The sequence below is a fragment of the Noviluteimonas caseinilytica genome (genome assembly GCF_018406605.1).
GTDB lineage: Bacteria > Pseudomonadota > Gammaproteobacteria > Xanthomonadales > Xanthomonadaceae > Noviluteimonas > Noviluteimonas caseinilytica.
This window is the reverse complement of sequence record NZ_AP024545.1, coordinates 2641580-2665398: the sequence shown is the minus strand read 5'-3', so window position 1 is coordinate 2665398 and position 23819 is coordinate 2641580. Positions and strand designations below refer to the sequence as shown.

Annotated in this window: 17 protein-coding genes, 1 tRNA gene and 1 pseudogene; all 19 read right to left on the bottom strand. The window is 67.6% G+C overall.

The window, feature by feature from the left end; translation table 11 throughout:
- Positions 1–3 precede the first annotated feature (3 nt).
- The 19 genes and pseudogenes from LYSCAS_RS12850 to nuoF all read right to left on the bottom strand — a co-directional run bounded on the left by LYSCAS_RS12850 (position 4) and on the right by nuoF (position 23819).
- Positions 4–699, bottom strand: a complete 696-nt coding sequence (locus tag LYSCAS_RS12850) for a MotA/TolQ/ExbB proton channel family protein (RefSeq protein ID WP_213434423.1) — start codon at positions 697–699, stop codon at positions 4–6.
- Positions 593–3137, bottom strand: a pseudogene (locus tag LYSCAS_RS12845) (DNA internalization-related competence protein ComEC/Rec2); the annotation flags it as partial. The gene LYSCAS_RS12850 and the pseudogene LYSCAS_RS12845, both read right to left, overlap by 107 nt.
- A gap of 19 nt (positions 3138–3156) precedes the next feature.
- Positions 3157–3849 (bottom strand): lipoprotein-releasing ABC transporter ATP-binding protein LolD, encoded by a 693-nt coding sequence (gene lolD / locus LYSCAS_RS12840; RefSeq protein WP_213434422.1) that lies wholly within the window; start codon positions 3847–3849, stop codon positions 3157–3159.
- Positions 3842–5083 (bottom strand): lipoprotein-releasing ABC transporter permease subunit, encoded by a 1242-nt coding sequence (locus LYSCAS_RS12835; RefSeq protein WP_213434421.1) that lies wholly within the window; start codon positions 5081–5083, stop codon positions 3842–3844. Before LYSCAS_RS12835 ends, lolD begins: the two co-directional genes overlap by 8 nt.
- A 15-nt stretch (positions 5084–5098) precedes the next feature.
- Positions 5099–5437 (bottom strand): hypothetical protein, encoded by a 339-nt coding sequence (locus LYSCAS_RS12830; RefSeq protein WP_213434420.1) that lies wholly within the window; start codon positions 5435–5437, stop codon positions 5099–5101.
- Between the two features lie 83 nt (positions 5438–5520).
- Positions 5521–6966: an amino acid permease gene (locus tag LYSCAS_RS12825; protein WP_213434419.1), complete on the bottom strand. Its 1446-nt coding sequence runs from the start codon at positions 6964–6966 to the stop codon at positions 5521–5523.
- Between the two features lie 23 nt (positions 6967–6989).
- Entirely contained in the window at positions 6990–7964 is a 975-nt protein-coding gene (locus tag LYSCAS_RS12820; protein ID WP_213434418.1) for a hypothetical protein, read from the bottom strand.
- A 243-nt stretch (positions 7965–8207) separates the two neighbouring features.
- The gene (locus LYSCAS_RS12815; RefSeq protein ID WP_213434417.1) at positions 8208–8606 is read right to left on the bottom strand and encodes an addiction module antidote protein; all 399 of its coding nucleotides are present in this window, start codon (positions 8604–8606) and stop codon (positions 8208–8210) included.
- A 500-nt stretch (positions 8607–9106) separates the two neighbouring features.
- Positions 9107–9183, bottom strand: a tRNA-Met gene (locus LYSCAS_RS12810).
- 96 nt (positions 9184–9279) lie between these two features.
- Complete coding sequence (locus LYSCAS_RS12805) at positions 9280–12366, bottom strand: TonB-dependent receptor (RefSeq protein ID WP_244858540.1); 3087 nt, start codon at positions 12364–12366, stop codon at positions 9280–9282.
- A 208-nt stretch (positions 12367–12574) separates the two neighbouring features.
- Positions 12575–14002, bottom strand: coding sequence for an NADH-quinone oxidoreductase subunit NuoN (gene nuoN / locus LYSCAS_RS12800; protein ID WP_407075147.1), 1428 nt, complete (start codon positions 14000–14002; stop codon positions 12575–12577).
- Positions 14003–14028: 26 nt separating this feature from the next.
- Positions 14029–15540 (bottom strand): NADH-quinone oxidoreductase subunit M, encoded by a 1512-nt coding sequence (locus LYSCAS_RS12795; RefSeq protein ID WP_213434414.1) that lies wholly within the window; start codon positions 15538–15540, stop codon positions 14029–14031.
- Between the two features lie 40 nt (positions 15541–15580).
- On the bottom strand, positions 15581–17722 hold the full coding sequence (gene nuoL, locus LYSCAS_RS12790) for an NADH-quinone oxidoreductase subunit L (RefSeq protein ID WP_213434413.1): 2142 nt from the start codon (positions 17720–17722) through the stop codon (positions 15581–15583).
- A gap of 6 nt (positions 17723–17728) precedes the next feature.
- Positions 17729–18043: an NADH-quinone oxidoreductase subunit NuoK gene (gene nuoK, locus LYSCAS_RS12785; RefSeq protein WP_213434412.1), complete on the bottom strand. Its 315-nt coding sequence runs from the start codon at positions 18041–18043 to the stop codon at positions 17729–17731.
- Entirely contained in the window at positions 18040–18645 is a 606-nt protein-coding gene (locus LYSCAS_RS12780; protein WP_213434411.1) for an NADH-quinone oxidoreductase subunit J, read from the bottom strand. Before LYSCAS_RS12780 ends, nuoK begins: the two co-directional genes overlap by 4 nt.
- Before the next feature lie 11 nt (positions 18646–18656).
- Positions 18657–19145, bottom strand: coding sequence for an NADH-quinone oxidoreductase subunit NuoI (nuoI, locus tag LYSCAS_RS12775; RefSeq protein WP_213434410.1), 489 nt, complete (start codon positions 19143–19145; stop codon positions 18657–18659).
- A gap of 5 nt (positions 19146–19150) precedes the next feature.
- Complete coding sequence (gene nuoH, locus LYSCAS_RS12770) at positions 19151–20206, bottom strand: NADH-quinone oxidoreductase subunit NuoH (RefSeq protein ID WP_213434409.1); 1056 nt, start codon at positions 20204–20206, stop codon at positions 19151–19153.
- Positions 20203–22455: an NADH-quinone oxidoreductase subunit NuoG gene (gene nuoG / locus LYSCAS_RS12765; protein WP_213434408.1), complete on the bottom strand. Its 2253-nt coding sequence runs from the start codon at positions 22453–22455 to the stop codon at positions 20203–20205. Before nuoG ends, nuoH begins: the two co-directional genes overlap by 4 nt.
- Positions 22452–23819, bottom strand: coding sequence for an NADH-quinone oxidoreductase subunit NuoF (gene nuoF, locus LYSCAS_RS12760; protein ID WP_213434407.1), 1368 nt, complete (start codon positions 23817–23819; stop codon positions 22452–22454). The genes nuoG and nuoF overlap by 4 nt, the downstream gene beginning before the upstream one ends.

Genomic DNA, 23819 nt, shown 5'->3' with positions numbered 1-23819 from the left:
GCGTCAGTCGGCGTTCGCGTGGGCCGGCGCGGCGGACGGGCCGCGGTCGATCGTGCCGTCGGCGTACGCGCTCGCGGCGGCCACGCGCTGCGCGGCGGCGCGCGGGTCCAGCGCGTCCATCAACTGGAAGGCTTCGTGTTCCATGTCGACGATGTACGTGGCGATGCGGCCGCGGAAATAGCGGTGGAAGCACAGCGCGGGCACCGCGACGATCATGCCGGTGGCGGTGCACACCAGCGCCTTGCCGATGCCGCCGGCGAGTTCGTTGACGTCGCCGATGCCCTGGTCGCCGATCGTGAGGAACATCTGGATCATGCCCACGACGGTGCCGAACAGGCCGAGCAGCGGGCCGGCCGAGGCGATGGTGCCGAGGGTGTTGAGGAAGCGTTCCATCTTGTGGACGAGGTGCCGGCCGACGTCTTCGACGCGCTCGCGGATTTCCTCGCGCGGGCGGTGGCGGACGTCGAGCGCCGCGGCCAGCAGCGCGCCCAGGGGCGAGTTGCGGCGGAGCGAATCGATATGGGTGGGGTCCAGGCGGCCACGGCCGGCCCAGGCGCGGACTTCGGCGCCGAGGGTGGGCGGGATGACGACCTTGCGCCGCAGGCTCCAGAAGCGTTCGACGATGATGGCCAGGGCGACCACCGACAACAGCAGCAGCGGGATCATCGGCCAGCCGCCCGCTTTCACCAGTTCCAGCACGCTCAATCCTCCGCGGGCCGCGGTGTTGCGGGCCCTTCGCCTTGATGCGGGCGATAGCATAGCCCAGCGCTCCGGGGGGACCGGGGCGTTGCGTCCCAAAGTCGTGGATGGGTTGCGCGGCGTGGCGCGACCTGCGTGCCGGCCGGACCGATGTCCGCGCGCACTGCGCCGCTGGCCGCCGTATCGAAGACCCGGGCCCCTGCCCTGCACCAGCGGGCCACGACGGCCGGGCGCGGGTGCCCGAAGCGATTCCCCGCGCCGGACGCCACGAGGGCGTGGCGTGCGCCGGTCGCGCGGATGAACGCGGGGTCGGAGGAGCCATCGCTGCCGTGATGAGGGATCAGCACCACGTCGGCTTGCACCGAGGCCCGGTCCCGATGGATGAGGGCGCGTTCGATGACTTCGCCGATATCGCCCGTGAGCAGCGCGGCACCGTGCGGCGTTTCGATGCGCAGGACGCAGCCGGCTTCGTTGCCGAGGTACGGGAAGTACGGGACCGGATGCAGGATCCGGAACACGACGCCGTCGCGTTGCCATGCCTGGCCGGCGAGGCACGGCGCATCGGCGACGGTCGGGCTGCCGTCGGGCGTCAGCGTTCGCGCGATCGGGAATGCGCGGCGCACCGCGGGCCAACCGCCGGCATGGTCGCTGTCGGCGTGGCTGATGATCGCGACGTCGAGTTTCCGCACGCCGAGCGCGCGCAATGCGGGAACGACGGCGCGTTCGCCTGCGTCGTAGCCGTCGTGTTGCGCAGGGCCCATGTCGTAGAGGAGCGTGTGCGATTGCGTGCGCACGAGGATGGACAGGCCCTGTCCGACGTCGAGCACATCGAGGCGCACGCCGCCGTGGGGCGGAAGTTCGCGCGAGGGAAACAGCAGCGGCAACCACGCGAGCGATGCGAGGGCCTTGCCGGGCACGCGGCGCGGCAGCAACCACCACGCCGCCGCGATCAACGCCATCGGCAACGCGAACCAACGCGCTTCAGGCAGCCACCACAACGCGAGTGCGCTGTCGCCGAGGTGTTCGAACCAGGGCCACGGCAGATCGAAGGCGAAGGCCGCGGCTTGCCACGCCCAGTCGCCGGCGCCGTGCTGCACGGTGTCGAGCCCCGTGCCGAGCAGCGAGAGCGGCACCACCACGAGGCTCCACCACGGGATCGCGACGAGGTTGGCGATGGGCCCTGCGAGCGAAGCTTGTCCGAACAGCGCGACGGTGAGCGGCAACAGCCCGATCGTCGCGACGGCCTGCGCACTCGCGAAACCCCGCAGCAACGACGTGTCGCCGCGCGGCAGGCACCACACGAGCCACGCGACGCCGCACACGCTCAGCCAGAAGCCCGCGCCGAGCAGGGACAACGGATCGACGACGATCATCGCGGTGACCGCCAGCGCGAGTGCGGCGAAAGGCGACAGTGGTCGACGCACCAGGCGCGCGCCGGCGACGACCGCGATCATCAACGTGGTACGCACCGTCGGTAGCGCGAAGCCGGACGCCGCGGTGTAGAGCAACGCGCCAAGCAAGGCCGCGATCGCCATGGCGGCGGGGCGCGGGAGGCGCAGCGCCAGGGATGGCAGCAGTCGCCAGAGCGCGGATGCGCCCAATGCGAAGAAGCCGGCGACCAGTCCGACATGGAAGCCGGAGATCGCGATGAGGTGCGTCAGGCCGGTGGCGCGCAGCGTGGCCCAATCGCGTTCGCTGAGATAGCGCGTGTCGCCGAGGGCGAGTGCGCGGACGAAGCGATCGCTCGGGCGCGCGACGGCGGCATCGATGCGATCGGACACGCGGGCGCGCCAAGCGTGCAGGCCGGACGGCGGCGACAAGATTCGCGCGGAAGCGGGATTGCGCACGTAGCCCGTCGCGGCGATGCGTTGCGCGAAGGCGTGGCGTTCGGCGTCGAGCGTGCCCGGGTTGCGCAGGCCGCGCGGCGGGCGCAGGCGCACGTCGAGATGCCAACGGCTACCGGCCGTGGGGCGCGGGCCGGGGGTGGCGTCGCGCGCGTCGTACCAGGCCAGGCGGACGAGACGGCCACGCAGTGCTTCGGGTTGGTCGCTCGCATCATCGACGCGCAGGTGGAATCGCACGCGGCGTGGTTCGGTGACGGGAAGATCGACGATGCGGCCGGTAATGCGGGTGTCGGCGCCTGCGAGCGCGTGCGCTGGCGGTGCGAGCGCGACGTGCGCGTGGATGCCGGCGAGCAGCGCGCCGGCGAGTGCGATCGCGCCACATCGCATCGCGAAAATACTGCGCGGCTGCCTGCACCAAGGCATGCAAACGAGTGCGGCGATTGCAAGCGCAACGCAGATCCAGACCCACGCGGGCAGCAACACCGGCAACCGGAGACAGGCCAGCGCACCGCAGGTGAGCAACACCGCCACGGCGATGGGCCCGGGCGTGCGCGGCGTTGTGCGGGCGACGTCCGGTGTGGGCCTCCGCGGCATCCGTGCCGCATCGCGCATGTCACACCTCGCTGGGTGCCAGTTGTCGCAGTCGGCCTTCGTGGAGTTCCAGCACGCGGTCCAGCTTGCGCGCCAGGCTGCGGTCGTGCGTCACCAGCACGAGGCTGGTCTTCTGCGCGCGGTTGAGTTCCAGCATCTGCTCGAACACGTGCGCGGCGGTGCGTTCGTCCAGGTTGCCCGTGGGTTCGTCGCCCAGCACGCACGCGGGTTTGTTGACGAGTGCACGCGCGACGGCGGCACGCTGGCGTTCGCCGCCGGAGAGCTCGCCGGGCTTGTGCTGCAGGCGATGCGAGAGGCCGACGTTTTCGAGCAGCACCTGCGCACGCGAGGCGGCTTCGGCCACCGGCTTGCCATCCAGCAGCACCGGCAGCATCACGTTTTCGAGCGCGGTGAATTCCGGCAGCAGGTGATGGAACTGGTACACGAAGCCCAGCGCGCGATTGCGCAGTTTGCCGCGCGCCGCGTCGGTGAGGGCGTTCATGCGCTGGCCCGCGACCCACACTTCGCCCGCCGTCGGCGTATCGAGCCCGCCGAGCAGGTGGAGCAGCGTCGACTTGCCGGCGCCTGATGCACCGAGGATCGCGACCGTTTCGCCTTCCACCACCGACAGGCTCACGTCATGGAAGACGTGCGTCTTCAGGTCGCCTTCGGCGTACGTCTTGGCCAGGCCTTCCGCGCGCAATGCATCACTCATAACGCAGGGCCTCCGCCGGGGCCGTGCGCGCTGCGCGCCAGGCCGGGTACAACGTCGCGATGAAGGCCATGCCCAGCGCGACCAGCGCGATCACCACCACGTCGTCCGCCTTCAGTTCGGTGGGCAGGCCGGTGATGTAGTAGACGTCCTCGGGCATCAGCTGCACGCCGAGCACCTTTTCGATGCCGGCCAGGATGTGGTCGAGGTTGAGCGTGAGCAGCACGCCGCCGACCACGCCGAGCACCGTGCCGATGATGCCGATCAGCGAGCCCTGCACCATGAAGACCTGCATGACGCCGTTGGGCGTGAGGCCCAGCGTGCGCAGGATCGCGATGTCGGCCTGCTTGTCCGTCACCAGCATCACCTGCGACGACACCAGGTTGAACGCGCCCATCGCGATCAGCAACGACAGCAGGATCGCCATCACCGTCTTTTCCATCTTCAGCGCGCGGAACATGTTGGCGTTCTCGCGCGTCCAGTCGCTGACGCTGTACGGGCCGGGCAATTGCTCGGCGAGTTCGCGCGCGACGTCGAAGGCCTGGTCCATGTCGAACAGGCGCAGCCGCACGCCGGTCACGCCATCCCCCATGCGCAGCAGCTTCTGCGCGTCCTGCAGGTTGACGACGGCCAGGCCCTTGTCGAATTCGTTGTAGCCGGCTTCGAACAGGCCGCTCACCCTGAAGCGCTTGAACTGCGGCATCGCGCCCATGGGCGTGGCCTGCAGGTCGGTGGTGAGCACGACGCTGTCGCCGACGTTGACGCCCAGCCACATCGCCAGTTCCTTGCCGAGCACGATGTTGAACTGGCCGGGCTGCAGGGCGTCGAGCTTGCCGACGACCATCTTCTCGCCGAGCACCGACACCTTGCCCTCTTCCGACGGGATCACGCCGCGGACGATCGCGGGCTGGTTGCGCGCGCCGCGCAGCAGGCCCTGGGTTTCGATGTAGGGCGCCGCGCCGGCGACGCGCTTGTCCGCCGTGGCCACGCGCACTGCGTGCGGCCAGTCCTGCAGGGGCTCGCCGTAACCGCTGACGGTGGCGTGCGCGGCCATCTGCAGCATGCGGTCGCGGATCTCGCGCTGGAACCCGCTCATCACCGCCAACGTGGTGATGAGCGCAGTCACGCCCAGCGCGATCCCGAGGATCGATGCCAGCGAAATGAAGGAGATGAAACCGTTGCGGCGCTTGGCGCGGAGGTAGCGCAGGCCGATGGCGACAGGAATGGGTTTGAACATGCGGCCGCTATCCTCTCATTCCTGCCGTGATGCCGCGAGTCGCATGGCCCGCCGCCCCCGCGCCGCCAGGGTATCGGGCCACCAGGACAGGCCGTGGCGCGTATCGAAGGCCAACGGACCGCGCCAGTGCAGGTCGAGTTCCGCGATGCGCAACGTGCGGGCGGGCCGACGCCGTTCCCGGAGCGCCCGCAATGCACCGGCCAGCAGCGCGACGCAGGCCCCGGGAATAGCGAGGTCGCGCGGCAGCGCCGACGCGACCAGCCCGATGCCCCCGAAAACGCCGAAGACCAGGTGCGCGCCGACGACCCACCAAGAGGGTCGCCAGGTCACCGTGCTGGCCGCGTCGTTCGCCATGCCCGCACCGTAGCGGGACGCGGGCCATGGCGCCGTCAGGGAATGCCGCGCCGCGCGCCGGATTCCGGCGCGCGACGGAAACCTCAGGCCGCAGTCGACCGCAGTCGACTGTTCCGATACCCATACACCGCATAAATCACCAGCCCGATCACGGTCCACGCCGCCATCAGTTCCCAGTGCTCGGCGAACACCTGCCAGAACAGGTACAGGCACGCGACCGTCCCCGACAGGCTGATCACCCACACCGCCGGCACGCGGAACGGGCGCGGCACGTCGGGCCGCGTGTGGCGCAACACCAGCACCCCGATGCACACCGTCGCGAACGCCAGCAACGTGCCCATCGACACCAGGTCGCCGAGCAGGCCGATCGGCAGGAAGCCCGCCAGCAACGCCGCCACCGTGCCGACGACCACCGTGCCCGCATGCGGCGTGCGATGGCGCGGATGCACGCGGCCGAACAGCTTCGGCAGCAACCCGTCCTGCGCCATCGCGTAGAAGATGCGCGGCTGCCCCATCAGCATCACCAGCACCACCGAGCTCAGGCCCGCGATCGCACCGATCTCCACCGCGGTCTTCAGCCACGCCAGCTCCGGATGCCCTTCCAGCGCGGTCGCCACCGGTTTCGGCGTGCCGAGTTCCGTATACGGCACCAGGCCCGTCAGCACCGCCGCGAACACGATGTAGATCACCGTGCACACCGCAAGCGACCCGAGGATGCCGATGGGCATCGTGCGCTGCGGATCCTTCGCCTCGCCCGCCGCCGTCGACACCGCGTCGAAGCCGATGTACGCGAAGAAGATGATCGACGCGCCACGCACCACGCCTTCGATGCCGAACTTGCCCGGGCCTTCGTTCTCGGGGATGAACGGCGTCCAGTGCTCAGGCATCACGTAGCCCGCCGCGAACGCGACGAACAACACGATCACCGCCACCTTGATCGCCACGATCACGCCGTTGATGGCCGCCGACTGGCGGATGCCCACATAGCACAGGCCGCTCAAGCCGGCGATCAGCAGCACGGCGGGCAGGTTCACCAACGCCCCCGTGTGCACGAGCGCGCCATCGACGACGGACAGCGGCGCACTCGCCAGCCATTCCGGCAAGCCCATGCCGAACGACGCCAGGAAACTGTTGAGGTATCCCGACCATCCCACCGCGACCGCCGAGGCCGCGAACAGGTATTCCAGCACCAGGTTCCACCCGATGAACCACGCGACCGATTCGCCCAGCGTCGCGTAGGCGTACGAATACGCGCTGCCCGACACCGGCAACATCGCCGCGAACTCCGCGTAGCACAGCCCCGCAAGCGCGCACGCGATGCCGGCCAGCACGAAACTCAGCAACACCGCGGGCCCGGCGTGATTGGCGGCCGCATGGCCGGACAACACGAAGATGCCGGCGCCGATGATCGCGCCGACGCCGAGCAACAACAGTTGCCGCGCACCGAGCGTGCGCTGCAGTTCCGGCGCCCCGCCGGCGCCGGCCGTCGCGAGCGCGACGGGCTTGATGGCGAACAGATCCTTGAACATGCAAACCTCCGTTGGCAGTGGCGTCAGAACGCGACGTTGACCGCGACCTGCGGTGCGAGCACCGCGCTGCTGTTGCGCCCCGCGAGCGAGGCGAAGACGCCGGCGATGACGCCGACGTTGTCGTTGAAGTGGTATTCGACGGCGGGCGCGACCGAGAAGCGCCACGCGTGCGGGGACTTCGAGACGAAGCGACCGTCGGCATCGCCGATCGCCACGCCGAAGTCGCGTTCGTACACGCCGTCGATCGCCAGCACCCAGCGCGAATCGAGCGCGTATTCGAAGCCGGTGGTCGCCTGCCAGCCGCCTTGCAGGTCGGCGACGCCTTCGAACCCGGCGAACGTGGCGTAGACGCTTTCGCCATGCACCGTCGCACCGTCGTAGGGCAGCGTGTACTTGAGGTTGGCGCGGCTGCGCAGCGTGCGGCCGCCGAGCGTCGAATACACCTGGCCGTGCAGCCCGACCGTGGTGGTGGCCGCGCCGCTGCCCGTGGTGAGGTCGTGCGGCTCCAGGTCCATCTGATCGTGCTTGCCGATCGGCAGGTTCTGGCGGAACACGGCGGTGAGCGATGGACGCGCGGCGCCCTGCCCTTGCAGGAACTTGTACATCACCGATACCGACGCATCGCCCATGCGCGTCGTGCCGTCGCCGAACGCGTTGTCGCCGTGGAAGGCGTTGAGCACGGCGCCGATGGTGAGGCGGTCGGTGATGCCGTAGAGCATCGGCACGGCGAGGTGCCAGCCCGCCGATGATTCGGCGAGCGAGTGGCGATCGCCGTTCGCGTCGTAGTACGCGTCGACGTGGTTGTAGATCAGGTACGGCTCGATGTTGAACAGCCCCTGCGGCAGCGAGGGTGCGCCACTGACAAGCGGGCCGGTGAAGCGCGCGGGTGGCGCGGCATCGCCGCTGTCATCGGCGAAGGCGTGGGGTGCGATGGACAGGGTGAGTGCGAGTGCGCAGGCAAGGGAAATCGTGCGCGGAAGTCGCGGATGGATCGGCATGTCGGCCTCGTCGGAAAGAAGGGCCGCTGACCGTAGGCAATGCGTGGTGCGTGCAGGGGCGTCCCGCGTCTGACATGCGAAGCCGATTTGTCTGCGAACTGTGTCGGCAAATCCACAGGAAGCAGAACCTGCCGCGTGCGATGCAGTGTCCGCACGTGCGGCGATTCGACGCTCGCGCACTGCCGGCGATCGGAACGCTCTACCGCGTCGGCACCTGGAAGGCGTTGCCGACGTTGGGTGCGATCAGGGCGATTTCCTGACGATGTTCTTGCGGGGTTTCGTTGCCACCGACTTTCGCGCCGACGGAACCGACGCGGGCTTCCTGCGTGCGGTTTTGGCCGCGCGCTTCGCGGGCCGCGCCTTCGGCACGACCGACAGCGAGAACCCGAGCGTGTCGAGCACGCGCGCGATGGTGCCCAACCCCGGGTTGCCGCCTTCGCCGAGCGCCTTGTACAGGCTGGCGCGCGTGAGGCCCGTGTCTGCAGCAATCATGCTCATCCCGCGCGCGCGGGCGACCTCGCCCATGGCGTGGAGGAAGAGCGCGATGCCGCCTTCGGCCAGGCAATCGGCCAGGTAGTTCGCCATCGTCTCGTCGTCGACGAGGTATTCGGTGATGTCGAATTTTTCCGTCGTGGTGGTCATATGGCTCCGTGGATGGCTCCCAGTCCCGCCGCCAGCGCCTTCGCGCGGCGGATGTCGCGCGCTTGCGTGGATTTGTCGCCGCCCGCCAGCAACACGATGACGCGCGTGGCGCGGGTGACGAAATACACCCGATACCGGGGCCGTAATCGATCCTCGACTCCGACACGCCACCACCCACCGGCTTGCACGGGCCGACATTGCCGAGCGACATGTTGGACATCCGCGACAACACCTTGGTGCGCGCGCGGCCATCGGTGAGGGACGCGAGCCACGTTCTGAATTCCGGTGTGCGGCGAAGTTCGAACATGCCGACGACTGTATCCGGGAGGATACGCGGTCAACCAGAGGATACAAGCCCTATCGAGGGCCGGAGGCGTCCCGCGGCCTTGGCGAATGCACGGGAATCCGCCGTGCAATTCGCGCAACCTTGCGCAAACCGACACGCCATCGGCACAAACGAAAACGGCGACCCGTTTCCGGATCGCCGTTTCGCTTGAACATGGTAGCGGGGGCAGGATTTGAACCTGCGACCTTCGGGTTATGAGCCCGACGAGCTGCCAGACTGCTCCACCCCGCAGCAGGCCGCGCATTATGCGGAACCCGCCGCGGCATTGCAACCCGAAGGAAGAAACCGCCGGCAAACGCCGGCGGTTCCGGTTCACCCACCCTGCGATCAGAAGTCGTAGCGCGCCATCAAACGCAGCGAGCGCGGTTCCGAAATCTGGATCTCCTGGCCGTAGAACTGGTTCGGCACGTTGCGACGCACCGTGGCCGTGCCCTGCTCGTAGCGCGGGTTGTACGAACCCGCCGTCTGCCGGTTGAGGACATTGATGATGTCCGCCTGCAGCGTCAGGCCTTCCAGCCACGTCGGCTCGTACGCCACGTTGAGGTTCAGCTGGACCAGCCACGGCGTTTCGCCGTGCGAGCCACGCGGGGAAATCGCGTAGTCGGCGGCGGGCGCGCGGTAGTTGGCCGAGCCCGGCGCGGTGCCCGAACCGGACAGGCCGCAGAACCAGTACGCCGAACCGTTGTAGAGGCTCGCGTTGTCCGCCGGGTAGTGGCTGGTGCAGTTGCGCGGACGGCCCGACGCCGTGATCAGCGTTGCGCCCGTGCGCCACTGGTCGTTCCACTGGTAGTAGCCGAACGCCTTCAACGCATGCTTGCGGTGGTTCGGCAGCAGGCCGTTGGAGCCGACCATCAGTTCCGGGAGGTCCCAGTCCTGCGTGCGGCCCACGTCGGCCTGGCCGCCGGCGCCCGTGTCGAGGTCCGATGCCAGCTGGCCTTCGGTGTTGCCCCAGTTCTTCGAGTACGTGTACTCGAGCTTGCCGTACCAGTTGTCCGCGTACGAATGCTCGGCGAACAGGTCAAGCGCGTAGTAACGACGCTTCAACGCCGGGAAGCCCAGCTGCTCGGCCGTGAACGTGGCTTCCGTGTACGAGCCGTCCGCGTTCTTGAAGATGAACGTGTTCGTCTCGCCCGGGTTGGCGTTGAGGCACTTGTTGCGCAGCAGCGCGCCGCACACGTCGTCGATCGCGCTCTTCAGGTCGCGGTAGGTGAACTTCGCACCCCACGCGTACGTGGCGGACAGGCCCTGCTGGAAGCCGACGATGTACTCCTCCTGGTAATGCGACTTCAGGTTCTTCGCCGTCGTGGTCAGCGGATCCGGTGCGGAACCGCATTCCAGGTTCGACGAGACCGCCTGCGTGCCCGGGCAGATCGTCGGCGCCGGCGTCATCGGGATGCGGTTCGTGCCGGTCGGCGCGCCCGTCACCGGGTCGACGCCCGTGTAGGTGAAGTACTCGGTCGTGTTGAGCGAGGCGGACGCACCACGGATGGCGGCCTGGTTCGGCGTGGCGAGGTGGTAGCGGCCCACGTTGCCGAACAGCTTCAGCGTGCCGTCGCCCTTCATGTCCCACGAGAACCCGACGCGCGGATCCAGCTGGTTGCGCTGCGAGATGTACGGGCGGCCCAGGCCGTCGAAGTTGGTGAACTGCTCGTTGCGCAGGCCCAGCGACAGCAGCAGGTTGTCGGTGACGTGCCAGCGGTCTTCCAGGTACTGCGAGGCCTGCTCGACGCTCGGATCCGAGTTGGCCTGCAGCACGGTGCGCGTGACGTAGTAACCCTGCGCACCGAGGCCACCGCCGGACGACGGCGAACCGATGAACGTGGCGATCGGCGTCGTCGGCGTGGCGGCGCGCGCGTAGGTCCACAGCTGGCCACCGGCGCGGCCGGTGTGCACGGAGGCTTCCGCATCCTGGCGCTCGTAACCGACGCGCAGTTCGTGGTCACCGAGCACGTAGGCCAAGTCGATGCGCCAGCCGCTGGTGGATTCTTCCGGCTGCGAGAACGGGATCGTGGTGGACGTCGACGGCTGGCAATTGCGATACACCAGGCCCGGGGCCTGCGCGTTCGCCGGCGCGCTGATCTGCGGGCAGTTCGGGTTGTAGCCCATCGTCACGTTGTTGTGGCTGATGGACTGCTCGCCGTACATCGCCGACAGCGTGAGGTCGTCGGTGAGGTAGCCGGTGTACTTCGCGACGTACAAACGCGCGTCGTCGTCGTTCGTCGTGATCTGGCGCGGGATCGTGTTGTGCGTGAACGTCGCGTACGAGAAATCGCTGCGCTCGGAGTGCGTCGTGGTGCGGTCCTGGATGCCGGTGAATTCGATCAGGTGGTTGTCGTTGATGTTCCAGTCGACCTTGGCGGCCCAGCGCGGCGAGTTGAAGCGATAGGCGCGCCAGCCGGTCTGCGCGGCCGTGGAGTTCGCCAGGTCCGTGCGGCCCGACAGCACTTCGGTGCCTTCGCGCTTGGTGGTTTCCGCATCGAGGAAGACGAACAGGCGGTCCTTGATCAGCGCGCCGCTGCCGTAGAAACCGGTGGTCAGCGACCACGACAGGTTCTGCTGGCGCCAGATGTTCAGCGTGCCGTCGGTGCGCTCGTTGATCGCGCGGGCCGCGTTGTCGGCCGGGTAGAAGCCGGTGTTCGCGTAGTACACGTCGCGCGGTGCGGCGCGCGTGGCTTCGGGCGTCCAGATCGTGTAGACGCCGCCGTGCCACTCGTTGCCGCCACGCTTGGTGACCAGGTTGATCACGCCGCCGGTGGAACGGCCGAACTCGGCGCCGTAACCGCCCGTGAGGATCTGCTGCTCGCCGATCGCCTCGAACGGCAACGTCGTGAAGCCCACCGAGGTCAGCGGGTTGGTGACGTTGTAGCCGTTGATGAAGTACGCGTTCTCCGACGCAGCCGACCCGCCGAAGCTCGGCACGCCGCTGTAGCTGTCGCTGCGCACCACGCTCGGCGCGAGCAGCGCCACGCTGGCGACGTCGCGGTTGATCGAGATCTTGGACAGCTGTTCGGCGGTGAGCACCGTGCGCGTGTCGGTCTGCGACACGTCGACCAGCGGCACGCCGCCGCCGATGATTTCGACCGCGTCGAAATTGGTGGTGCCGCCGGCCGAGGCGAACGACACCTCGGTGCCGCCGGCGATGTTGACCTGGATGTTGTCGCGGACGCTGACGACCGCGCCATCCTTCTGCAACGTCACCTTGTACCGGCCGTTGGGCAGCGACGCGGCGCGATAGTCGCCGTCGGCGCCGACCTGCAACGTGCGGGTCAGGCCCGTGTCGAGGTTCTGGATCACGACCGTGCTGCCGGTCCCCACCGGTGCGTGGCCGTAGATCATGCCCGTGATGTTCGACTGGGCGCTCACGCCCGCTGCGAAGCTCATTCCCAGCGCGACGAACAGCGCGCTGCGCTTCATCCCCTTGCGAAAACTAGACGTAACCAACGTTGGAATCCCCTGGTGTGTCGATGGCGAAAGGGCCATCGGTCCTTCCCGGATCACGGGAACGGGCGACACTACCGGAGTGAAGGTTTCGTTAACAGCGCGTGATACTTACATGACAACGAAAAAAAGGCCGATCTCGCGACCGGCCTTTCGTTCTGCAACGCGGGTCACGATTTCCGTGTCAACGGAACGACGCGAGGCACCACTGCATGATGGGGTTCCACAGGATGCCGAGGACCAGCAGCAGCATCGCGTTGACGCCGAAGGCCACGCGGACGGGCATGTCGTCGCGCTCGCGGGGGCCCTCGCCCACCGGCTCGTCGAAGTACATCACCTTGATCACGCGCAGGTAGTAGAACGCGCCGATCACCGCGAACACGATGCCCACGATCGCCAGCCACAGCATGTCGCCCTCGATCGCGGCGCGCAGCACGACCAGCTTGGACCAGAAGCCCAGGAACGGCGGCACGCCGGCCAGCGAGGCCATCACGCACAGCACCAGCAAGGCCATCCACGGGCTGCGGCTGTTGAGGCCCTTGAAGTCGTCGATGGTGTCGCTCTCGAAGCCCTTGCGCGACAGCACCACGATCGCGCCGAACGCCGCGGTCGACATGATCGCGTAGGTGATCGCGTAGAACATCGCCGCCGCGTAGCCCTGCGGCCCGCCGCCGGCGAGGCCGAGGAACAGGAAGCCGACGTGCGAGATCGTCGAATACGCCAGCATGCGCTTGAGGTTGGTCTGCGCCAGCGCCGCCAGGTTGCCGATGACCAGCGACAGCGCCGCCAGGCCTGCGATCAGCAGACGCCAGCGATCGTCGAGCGGACCGGCGCCGGTTTCGAGCAGGCGATACGCCATGCCGAACGAGGCGAGCTTGGGCGCCGAACCGATGAACAAGGTGATGGGCGTCGGCGCACCGTGGTAGACGTCCGGCAGCCACATGTGGAACGGCGCCGCACCGAACTTGAAGGCGATGCCCGCCAGCAGGAACACCACGCCGGTCAGCATCAGGCCCGGCGACGCGCTGCCGATGGCGACGCTGATCTCCTTCAGGTCGAGCGTGCCGGTGGCGCCGTAGATCAGCGACATGCCGTACAGCAGCATGCCCGAGGCCAGCGAACCGAGGACGAAGTACTTCATCGCCGCTTCGGACGCGAGCGGGCTGTCGCGATCGATCGCCACCAGCGCGTATTGGCACAGCGCCAGCATTTCCAGGCCCAGGTACACCATCACCAGGCTGCCGGAGGACACCAGCAGCATCATGCCCGTGGTGGCGAACATCACCAGCACCGGCACTTCACCCTTGTACAAACCGCGCTCGCGCAGGAACGGCCACGCGTAGACCAGCGACAACGCGGACACGAGGCACGTGAACAGCTTCAGCACGTCGGCGGTGACATCGCGCACGAACATGCCGTTGAGCACCGTGCCCTGCCCGCCCGTGCCCGAGGCCACCAGGCCCGCGACGACGACCAGCGTGCCGATCGCGAGCACGTGCGTGACCCAGCGCTGCCGCTCGGAGAGGAACAGGTCGAGCATCAGCAGCGCGAACGCCATGCCGACGAGCACCAGTTCGGGCAGCAGCGGCAGCAGGTCGGCGGCGGTGGGCATCGAGGGATTCATGCGTTCGGTGTCTCTCAGAGCTTGGACGCCGCCAGCTGGCTGGCGAGCTGCGCGATGGAGGGCTCCATCAGGTCGGTCAGGGGCTTGGGATACACGCCGAGGGCGAGCACGCCGATCGCGAACACGCCGAGCACGATCCACTCGCGCGGATTGATGTCTTCGAGCTCGGCGACGTGCGCGTTGCCCACCTCGCCGAAGATCACGCGCTTGACCAGCCACAGCGTGTACGCCGCGCCCACGATCAGCGTGGTGGCGCCGGCGAAGGCGAGCAGCGGGTGCTGCTGGAAGCTGGCCAGGATCACCATGAACTCGCCGATGAAGCCCGACGTGCCCGGCAGGCCCGCGTTGGACATGCCGAAGAACACCATGAACATCGCGAACCACGGCATCACGTTCGCCACGCCGCCGTAGTCGCGGATCATGCGCGAGTGCATGCGGTCGTACAGCACGCCGACGCACGAGAACATCGCGCCGGAAATGAAACCGTGCGAAATCATCTGCACCATCGCGCCCTGCAGGCCGAGGCGCGCGGCGTCGAGGTTGCCCGTGTCGCGCACCAGCGAGAACGCGATGAACGTGCCCAGCGTGACGAAGCCCATGTGCGAGATCGACGAATACGCGATCAGCTTCTTCATGTCGTCCTGGACCAGCGCGACCAGGCCGATGTAGAGGATCGCGATCAGCGACAGCGCGATGACGACCCATGCGTACTCGTGGCCGGCATCCGGCACGATCGGCAGGGTGAAGCGCAGGAAGCCGTATCCGCCGATCTTCAGCATGATCGCCGCCAGCACCACCGAGCCGCCGGTGGGCGCCTCGACGTGCGCGTCCGGCAACCACGTGTGCACCGGGAACATCGGCACCTTCACCGAGAACGCGGCGAGGAACGCGAAGAACAGCCACGCCTGTTCCTTCATCGTCAGCGGCAGCGCCGCCATGTCGGCCAGCTGCCAGCTGCCGCCCTTGAGGTACAGGTAGATGATGCCGACCAGCATGAACACCGACCCGAGGAAGGTGTACAGGAAGAACTTGATCGACGCGTACACGCGGCGCGGCCCGCCCCACACGCCGATGATGATGAACATCGGGATGAGCATCGCCTCGAAGAACACGTAGAACAGCATCGCGTCCATCGCGGCGAACACGCCGATCATCAGGCCTTCGAGGATCAGGAACGCGGCGACGTACTGGCTCACGCGCGTGTCGATCGAGCCCCACGCGCCGATCAGCACCAGCACCGTCGTCAGCGTGGTCAGCCCGATCAGCGCGACCGAGATGCCGTCCGCGCCCAGCGCGTAGCGGATGTCGTAGGCCGGGATCCAGTTGTGCAGTTCGAGGAACTGCATCGCCGCGTTGCCGCGGTCGAAGGTGGTGATCAGCGGGATGCTCAGCAGCAGCACCACCATCGACGTGGCGAGCGCGATCCAGCGCGCCAGTTGCGGACGGGTGTTGCCCGCCAGCAGCGCCAGCACGCCGCCGAGCATCGGCAGCCAGATCAGGAGACTCAGGAGGGGCGCGTTCGCCACGTCTTCGATTCCGTGCAAAGTTTGGTGAGCGGCCGGACCGTCAGGTCCAGAGCTTGTAGATGATCGCCAGCAGCGCGATCAGGCCGACGATCATCGCGAAGGCGTAGTGGTACAGGTAGCCGGACTGCACGTGGCGCACCAGGCCCGACACGAAGTCGACCACCCGCGCGCTGCCGTTCACCGCCACGCCATCGATCACCTTGCTGTCGACCGCGCGCGAGGCCTTGCCCAGCGCGATGCCGCCGCCGGCGAAGCCGTCGATCCACAGGTCGTCCATGTAGTACTTGCGCTCGAGCACGCGCACCGGCCAACGCAGGGCGTGGGCGATCTTCGCGGGGAGCTCGGGGCGGACGAGGTACAGGAAGGTGGCGAGCGCGAAGCCGGTGAAGGCGAGCAAGAAGGCCGGCGCCATGAAGCCGTGCAACGCGAACGCGATCGCGCCGTGGAATTCCTCGCCCAGCTTCGCCATCACGCCGTGCTCCGGCATCTGGATCGCGCCGAGGAAGTACGGCAGGCGTTCGTGCGCGCCGCTCCAGTCCTTGCCGAACAGCATCGGACCGGCGGTGAAGAAGCCGATGAGGATCGACGGGATCGCCAGCAGGATCAGCGGGATCGTCACCACCCACGGCGATTCGTGCGGCGTGTGCGGACCATGGCCGTGGCCGTGGTCGTCGTGCGCATGATCATCGTGCGCGTGCGCCGCGTCGCCGTGCTCGGCGGCCAGCGAGGCCTCGTGCTCGGTCGAATCCGCTTCCGGCGCGATGTAGTGGTCCGGCACCGGATCGTTGAAGCGTTCGCGGCCGTGGAAGGTGAGGTAGAGCAAACGGAAGCTGTAGAACGAGGTGACGAACGCGCCCAGCAGCACGGCCCAGTACGCGTACGTCGCGACCCAGTTGCCGGCTTCGTGCGAATGCTCCATCGCCGCTTCGATGATGGTGTCCTTCGAATAGAAGCCGCTGAAGAACGGCGTGCCCACCAGCGCCAGCGTGCCGATCACCATCGTCCAGTAGGTGATGGGCATGTACTTCTTCAGGCCGCCCATGCGGCGCATGTCCTGCTCGTGGTGCATGCCGATGATCACCGAGCCCGCACCGAGGAACAGCAGCGCCTTGAAGAACGCGTGCGTCATCAGGTGGTACACGCCGGCCGAATACGCCGACACGCCCAGCGCCACCGTCATGTACCCCAGCTGCGACAGCGTGGAATACGCGACGACGCGCTTGATGTCGTTCTGCACGATGCCGATCAGGCCCGTCCAGAACGCGGTGGTCGCGCCGATGAAGAGCACGAAGTTGAGCGCCGCCGGCGACAGCTCGAACAGCGGCGACATGCGCGCCACCATGAAGATGCCCGCGGTCACCATGGTCGCGGCGTGGATCAGCGCGGAGATGGGCGTGGGGCCTTCCATCGAATCGGGCAGCCACACGTGCAGCGGCACCTGCGCCGACTTGCCCATCGCGCCGATGAACAGGCACACGCAGATCAGCGTGGCGACCGACCAGGGATGGCCGGAGAACACTTCGGTGGTCTGGCCCACGATCGTCGGCGCGTTGGCGAAGACGGTGGCGTAGTCGAGCGTGCCGAACCAGTACAGCACCGCAGCGATGCCCAGCAGGAAGCCGAAGTCGCCGACGCGGTTGACCAGGAACGCCTTGAGGTTGGCGAAGATCGCGCTCGGGCGCTTGAACCAGAAGCCGATCAGCAGGTACGACACCAGGCCCACCGCTTCCCAGCCGAAGAACAGCTGCAGGAAGTTGTTGCTCATCACCAGCATGAGCATCGAGAAGGTGAACAGCGAGATGTAGCTGAAGAAGCGCTGGTAGCCCGGGTCTTCTTCCATGTAGCCGATGGTGTAGACGTGCACCAGCAGCGACACGAACGTGACCACGACCATCATCATCGCGGTGAGCTTGTCGACCATGAAGCCGACATGCGCGTTGTACGCGCCGATCTCGAACCACGTGTAGACGTTCTGGTTGAACGGCACCGCGCCCTGCCCCACCAGCTGCCACAGCACGTACATCGACAGGCCGCAGGCGATCGCCACGCCGCCGATGGTGACGGTGTGCGCGCCGACGCGACCGATGCGCTTGCCGAACAGGCCGGCGAGGATCGCGCCGAGCAGCGGCGCGAGCACGATGGCCAGCAGGACGGACTTGGAGATCACGATTTCGGTGCCCATCGCCCGTCAGCCCTTCAACGTATCGAGTTCGGCGACGTTGATCGTGCGCCGGTTGCGGAACAGCGTGACCAGGATCGCCAGGCCGATCGCGGCCTCGGCCGCGGCCACCGTGAGGATGAAGAACACGAACACCTGGCCCGACGGATCGCCCAGCTCGCGCGAGAACGCGACGAAGTTGATGTTGACCGCGAGCAGCATCAGCTCGATCGACATCAGCAGCACGATCACGTTCTTCCGGTTGAGGAAGATGCCGGCCAGGCTGATGCAGAACAGCACGGCGCCCAGCGCCAGGAAGTGCCCGAGGGCGAGATGGCCGATCATCGCTTGCCCTCCGATTCCATCTTGACCATGCGCAGGCGGTCCGACGCACGCACGCGCGCCTGGGCCGACGGATCCTGGTGCTTCACGCCGGTGCGGCGGCGCAGGGTCAGCATCACCGCGGCGACGACCGCGACCGTCAGGATCACCGCCGCCACTTCGAAGGGCAGCAGGAAATCGGTGAACAGCGAACGCGCCAGCCACGTGGTGTTGGGGATGTTGGCGGTGGCCGCGGCGTCGGGCGCCAGCGGATTGGCCGACAGCAGACGAACGCCGATCAGCGTGCAGATCTCCACCAGCATCGCGACCGCGACGACCAGCCCGAGCGGCAGGTAGCGCACGAAGCCTTCGCGCAATGGGGCCACGTCGATGTCGAGCATCATCACGACGAACAGGAACAGCACCATCACCGCGCCCACGTACACCAGGATCAGGGCGATGCCGAGGAATTCGGCGCCGGCGAGGATCCAGGTGCAAGCGACCGAGAAGAACGTGAACACCAGCAGCAGCGCTGCGTGCACCGGGTTCTTCATGCTGATCACGCCGACGGCGGCCATGACGGCCGTGGCGGCGAAGGCGTAGAAGGCGAGCGTGGGGAAATCCATAAGTCTCGGGCTCAGCGGAACGGGGCGTCGGCGGCGCGGCGCGCGGCGATCTCGGGCTCGAGCAGATCGCCGAGGGCCAGCAGCTGCGGCTTGGTGGCGATGTTCTGCCCGCGCTTGTCGAAGTGGTATTCGTGGATGTGCGTCTCGACGATCGAGTCCACCGGGCAGGATTCTTCGCAGAACCCGCAGAAGATGCACTTGAACAGGTCGATGTCGTAGCGCGTGGTGCGGCGGGTGCCGTCGGCGCGCTGTTCCGAATCGATGGTGATCGCCAGCGCCGGGCACACGGCCTCGCACAGCTTGCACGCGATGCAGCGCTCTTCGCCGTTGGCGTAGCGGCGCAACGCGTGCAGGCCGCGGAAGCGCGGCGACTGCGGCGTCTTTTCCATCGGGTACATCAGCGTGTACTTCGGGCGGAACAGGTACTTGAGCGTCAGCCCGAGGCCCTGCATCAGCTCGACGAGCAGCAGGCTCTTGAAGAACGAGACGATGCGAGTCATGCGCGTCACAGCCCCTTCGTGAACACGTTGAAGTGGACGAGCAGCGCGGTGACGAAGATCCACGCGATGGTGACCGGGATGAACACCTTCCAGCCCAGTCGCATGATCTGGTCGTAGCGGTAGCGCGGGAAGGACGCGCGGAACCAGATGAAGCAGCTCGCAAAGAAGAAGACCTTCGGCGCCAGCCACCACCAGCCGTCAGCGGACAGGAACGGGATGCCGAGGCCATGGAACGGGCTCAGCCAGCCGCCGAGGAAGAAGATCGACGTCGTCACGCTGACGAGCAGCATGTTGGCGTACTCGGCCAGGAAGAACAGCGCGAACTGCGAACCGGAGTACTCGACCATGTGGCCGGCGACGATTTCCGATTCGCCTTCCACCACGTCGAACGGCGCGCGGTTGGTCTCGGCCACGCCGGACACGAAGTACACGATGAACAACGGGAACAGCGGCCACATGAACCACTCGAACAGGCCGGCGTTGCCCGCCTGCGCCATCACGATCTCCGAGAGGTTGAGGCTGCCGGCCGCGATGAGCACGCCGACCAGCGCGAAGCCCATCGAGATCTCGTACGACACCACCTGCGCCGCGGCGCGCATCGCGCCGAGGAACGCGTACTTGGAGTTGGACGCCCAGCCCGCGAGGATGATGCCGTACACGCCGAGCGAGGTCATCGCCAGCAGGTACAGCAGGCCCGCGTTCGCATTCGACAGCACCACCTGCGCGTCGAACGGGATCACCGCCCACGCGGCGAACGCCGGCACCAGCGCGATCAGCGGCGCGAGGCGATACAGGAAGGGCTGCGCCACCGTGGGCTGCACCACTTCCTTGAACAGCAGCTTGAACACGTCGGCGAAGGCCTGGAGGATGCCCTTGCCCACGTACATCGGCCCGTGGCGCACGTGCATCCAGCCGATCAGCTTGCGCTCCCACACCACGTAGAAGGCCACGCCCAGGATCACCGGCACGGCGATCAGCAGGATCTTCAGCACGATCCACGCCAGCGCGCCGATCACGCCGAGCGAGAGCATCCAGTCGCGGAACAGATCGACGTACATCATGCGCGTCGCACCTCGACGTTGCCCGACAGCAGCGCGGCCGTGGCGCCGTAACCCGATTCGACCCACGCGCAGCCGCGCGCGACCTTGTCGCTCACCGCAACCGGCAACGTGGCCGTGCCCGCGTTGGTGGCGACCTTCGCCACGCCATCGGCATGCACGCCGGCGGCGCCCGCGTCTTCCGGATGCAGCACGATGCGCGCGCCCAGCGTGAGCGGATGCGCCTGCAGCGCTTCGGCGCGACGCACGGTGCCGTCGGTGCGGTAGATCGCCTGCGACGCGACGACTTCAAGCCCGGCGCCGTGCGGCTGTGCGTGCGCGGGGGCTTCGCCCTTCGCGACGTCGACCTTGCGCGGCTGCATGCCGGCGCGCAGTCCGTCGAAATGCGTGAACTCGAACCCCGGCACGCCGAGGTCGCCACCGAGCGCGCGCAGCACGCGCCAGCCCTGGCGCGCCTGGCCCGGCAGCTTGCCGCCCGCGACGCCGCCCTGGTCGCGGCCGTCGAGGTTGGTCATCGACGCATCGACTTCCGGCAGCGCGCCGATCGGCAGGATCACGTCGGCAACCTTGCGCGTGGATTCGCACGCGTAATGGCTGAAGGCCACGACCTGCGCACGCGACAACGCGTCGAGCGCGCTCTTCTGGTCGGCGAAATCCAGGCCGGGTTCGATGCCGTAGATCACGTACGCGCTGCGGGCGTCGGCGAGCATGGCCTTCGCATCGCGCGCCGTCGGCAGCACGCCCATGCGCGCCAGGCCCAGCGCGTTCGCGCCCTGCGGAATGCGGCAGATGGCGGCGTTGTTGGCCGAAGCGAAGCCGCGCACGGCGGCACGCACGGCCGCGGCGTGGTCGCCGAGTTCCGCGACGGCACCGACGATCACGACGGCACGCTTCGCATCACCCAGGTCCACACCGGCCAGCGCGGTCGCGAGCTGCGACGGCGGCACGATCGTGGACGACGCCAGTTCGAAGGCGACATCGAACGCGACCGGGTTGACCATGTGGATGCGCGCGCCCTTGCGCTGCGCCTGGCGCAGGCGCTGGTGCAGCAGCGGGAGTTCGTGGCGCAGGTGCGTGCCGACGAGGACGATGGCGTCCGCGTTCTCGATCTCGGACACCGGCATGCCGAACGCTTCGGCCACCGCGCCGTCGGACAGGTCGTGCTGCGCGATGCGGTGGTCGAGGTTGCCGGTGCCCAGGCCTTCGGCGAGGCGCGCGAGCAACGCGCCCTCTTCGTTGGACGTGGCCGGATGCACGAGCACGCCGACCTGGTCGCCGCCGTTGTCGCGCAGGATCTTCGCGGCCTTGGCCAGCGCTTCTTCCCACGACGCTTCGCGGAACGTATCGCCGTCGCGGACGAGCGGCACGTTGGCGCGATCGGCCGCGTACAGGCCCTGGTGCGAATAGCGATCGCGGTCCGAGAGCCAGCACTCGTTCACCGCATCGTTGTCGCGCGGCACGGTGCGCAGGATCTCGCCGCGGCGCACGTGCAGGAAGAGATTGCTGCCGAGCGCGTCGTGATAGCCCAGCGATTCGCGCGCCACCAGTTCCCACGGGCGCGCCTTGAAGCGGAACACCTTGTTGGTCAGCGCGCCGACCGGGCACACGTCGATGACGTTGCCGGAGAGTTCCGTCGTCAGCGGCTTGCCGTCGTAGGTGCCGATCTGCAGGTTCTCGCCGCGCAGCATGCCGCCGAGTTCGTACGTGCCGGCCACTTCCGCGGTGAAGCGCACGCAGCGCGTGCACTGGATGCAGCGGGTCATGTCGCTGGCGACCAGCGGGCCGAAATCTTCGTCGGCCACCACGCGCTTGCGTTCGCTGAAGCGCGAGACCGAACGGCCGTAGCCGAGCGAGAGGTCCTGCAGTTCGCACTCGCCGCCCTGGTCGCAGATGGGGCAGTCGAGCGGATGGTTGATCAGCAGGAATTCCATCACGTTGCGCTGCGACTTCAACGCCTTGTCGCTGCGCGTGACGACCTTCATGCCGTCCATCACCGGCGTCGCGCACGCGGGCGCGGGCTTCGGCATCTTCTCGACTTCCACCAGGCACATGCGGCAGTTGGCCGCGACGCTGAGCTTGTCGTGGTAGCAGAAGCGCGGGATCGGGATGCCGGCCTTGTCGGCGGCCTGGATGATCATCGAGCCCTTCGGCGCTGTCATCGCGACGCCGTCGATCTCGATGGCGACGTGGCCTTCGGGCACGACGGGCTTGGTGATGTCCGGCTCCGAACCAGTGTTCACGACGGCGCTCATGCGGCAACGTCCTCTTTGGGGACCACCGTGCCGGCGCGCTGGTCGTCGACCAGGAAGCGTCCATTGACGATGGCGTATTCGAATTCGTCCCAGAAGTGGTGCAGGAAGCCCTGCACCGGCCACGCGGCGGCTTCGCCGAACGCGCAGATGGTGTGGCCTTCGATCTGGCCCGCGGCGGCGCGCAGCATCTGCAGGTCGTCGAGCGTGGCCTTGCCTTCCACGATGCGCGTGAGCATGCGGTACATCCAGCCGGTGCCTTCGCGGCACGGCGTGCACTGGCCGCAGCTTTCCTTGAAGTAGAAGCGCGCGATGCGCTGGCACGCGCGCACCATGCAGGTGGTTTCGTCCATCACGATGACGGCGCCCGACCCCAGGCCCGAACCGGCCTTCTGGATCGAGTCGTAATCCATCGTGCAGGCCATCATCGCGTCGGCCGGCAGGACCTTCATCGACGAACCGCCGGGGATGACGGCCTTGAGCTTGTGGCCGTTGCGGATGCCGCCGGCGAGCTGCAGGAGTTCGGAGAACGGCGTGCCGAGGCGGATTTCGAAATTGCCTGGCTTGGCGACATGCCCCGACACCGAGAACACCTTCGGCCCGCCGTTGTTCGGCTTGCCGAGGTTGAGGAACCACTCCGCGCCGTTGCGGATGATCGCCGGCACGGACGCGTAGGTTTCGGTGTTGTTGATCGTCGTCGGCTTGCCGTACAGGCCGAAGTTGGCCGGGAACGGCGGCTTGTAGCGCGGCTGGCCCTTCTTGCCTTCCAGCGATTCCATCAGCGCGGTTTCTTCGCCGCAGATGTAGGCGCCGGCGCCGAGCACGTTGTACAGGTCGATGTCGACGCCCGTGCCGAGCACGTTCTTGCCGAGCCAGCCGTTGGCATACGCTTCGCGCGTGGCCTCTTCGAGATGCTCGAAGGGCTCGTGGTGGAATTCACCGCGCAGGTAGTTGTACGCCGCGGTGGAACCGGTGGCGTAGCACGCGATCGCCATGCCTTCGATCACCGCGTGCGGGTTGTAGCGCAGGATGTCGCGGTCCTTCGCCGTGCCGGGTTCGGATTCGTCCGAGTTGCACAGGATGTACTTGGTGCCCGGGCCCTTCGGCATGAAGGACCACTTCAGGCCGGTGGGGAAGCCCGCGCCGCCGCGGCCGCGCAGGCCCGAGGCCTTGACCATCTCGATCACCGCCGCCGGCTCGATCTTCTCTTCGAGGATCTTGCGCAGCGCGGAATAACCGCCGGTCTTCAAATAATTGTCGTACGACCACGGCTTGTCGAAGTGCAGCGTCGTGTAGACGACGTTGTGCTCCTGCGGCGCGGGGCCGACGGGACCGGTGGGATCGCTGTAATGGGAGTGGCCGGCCAT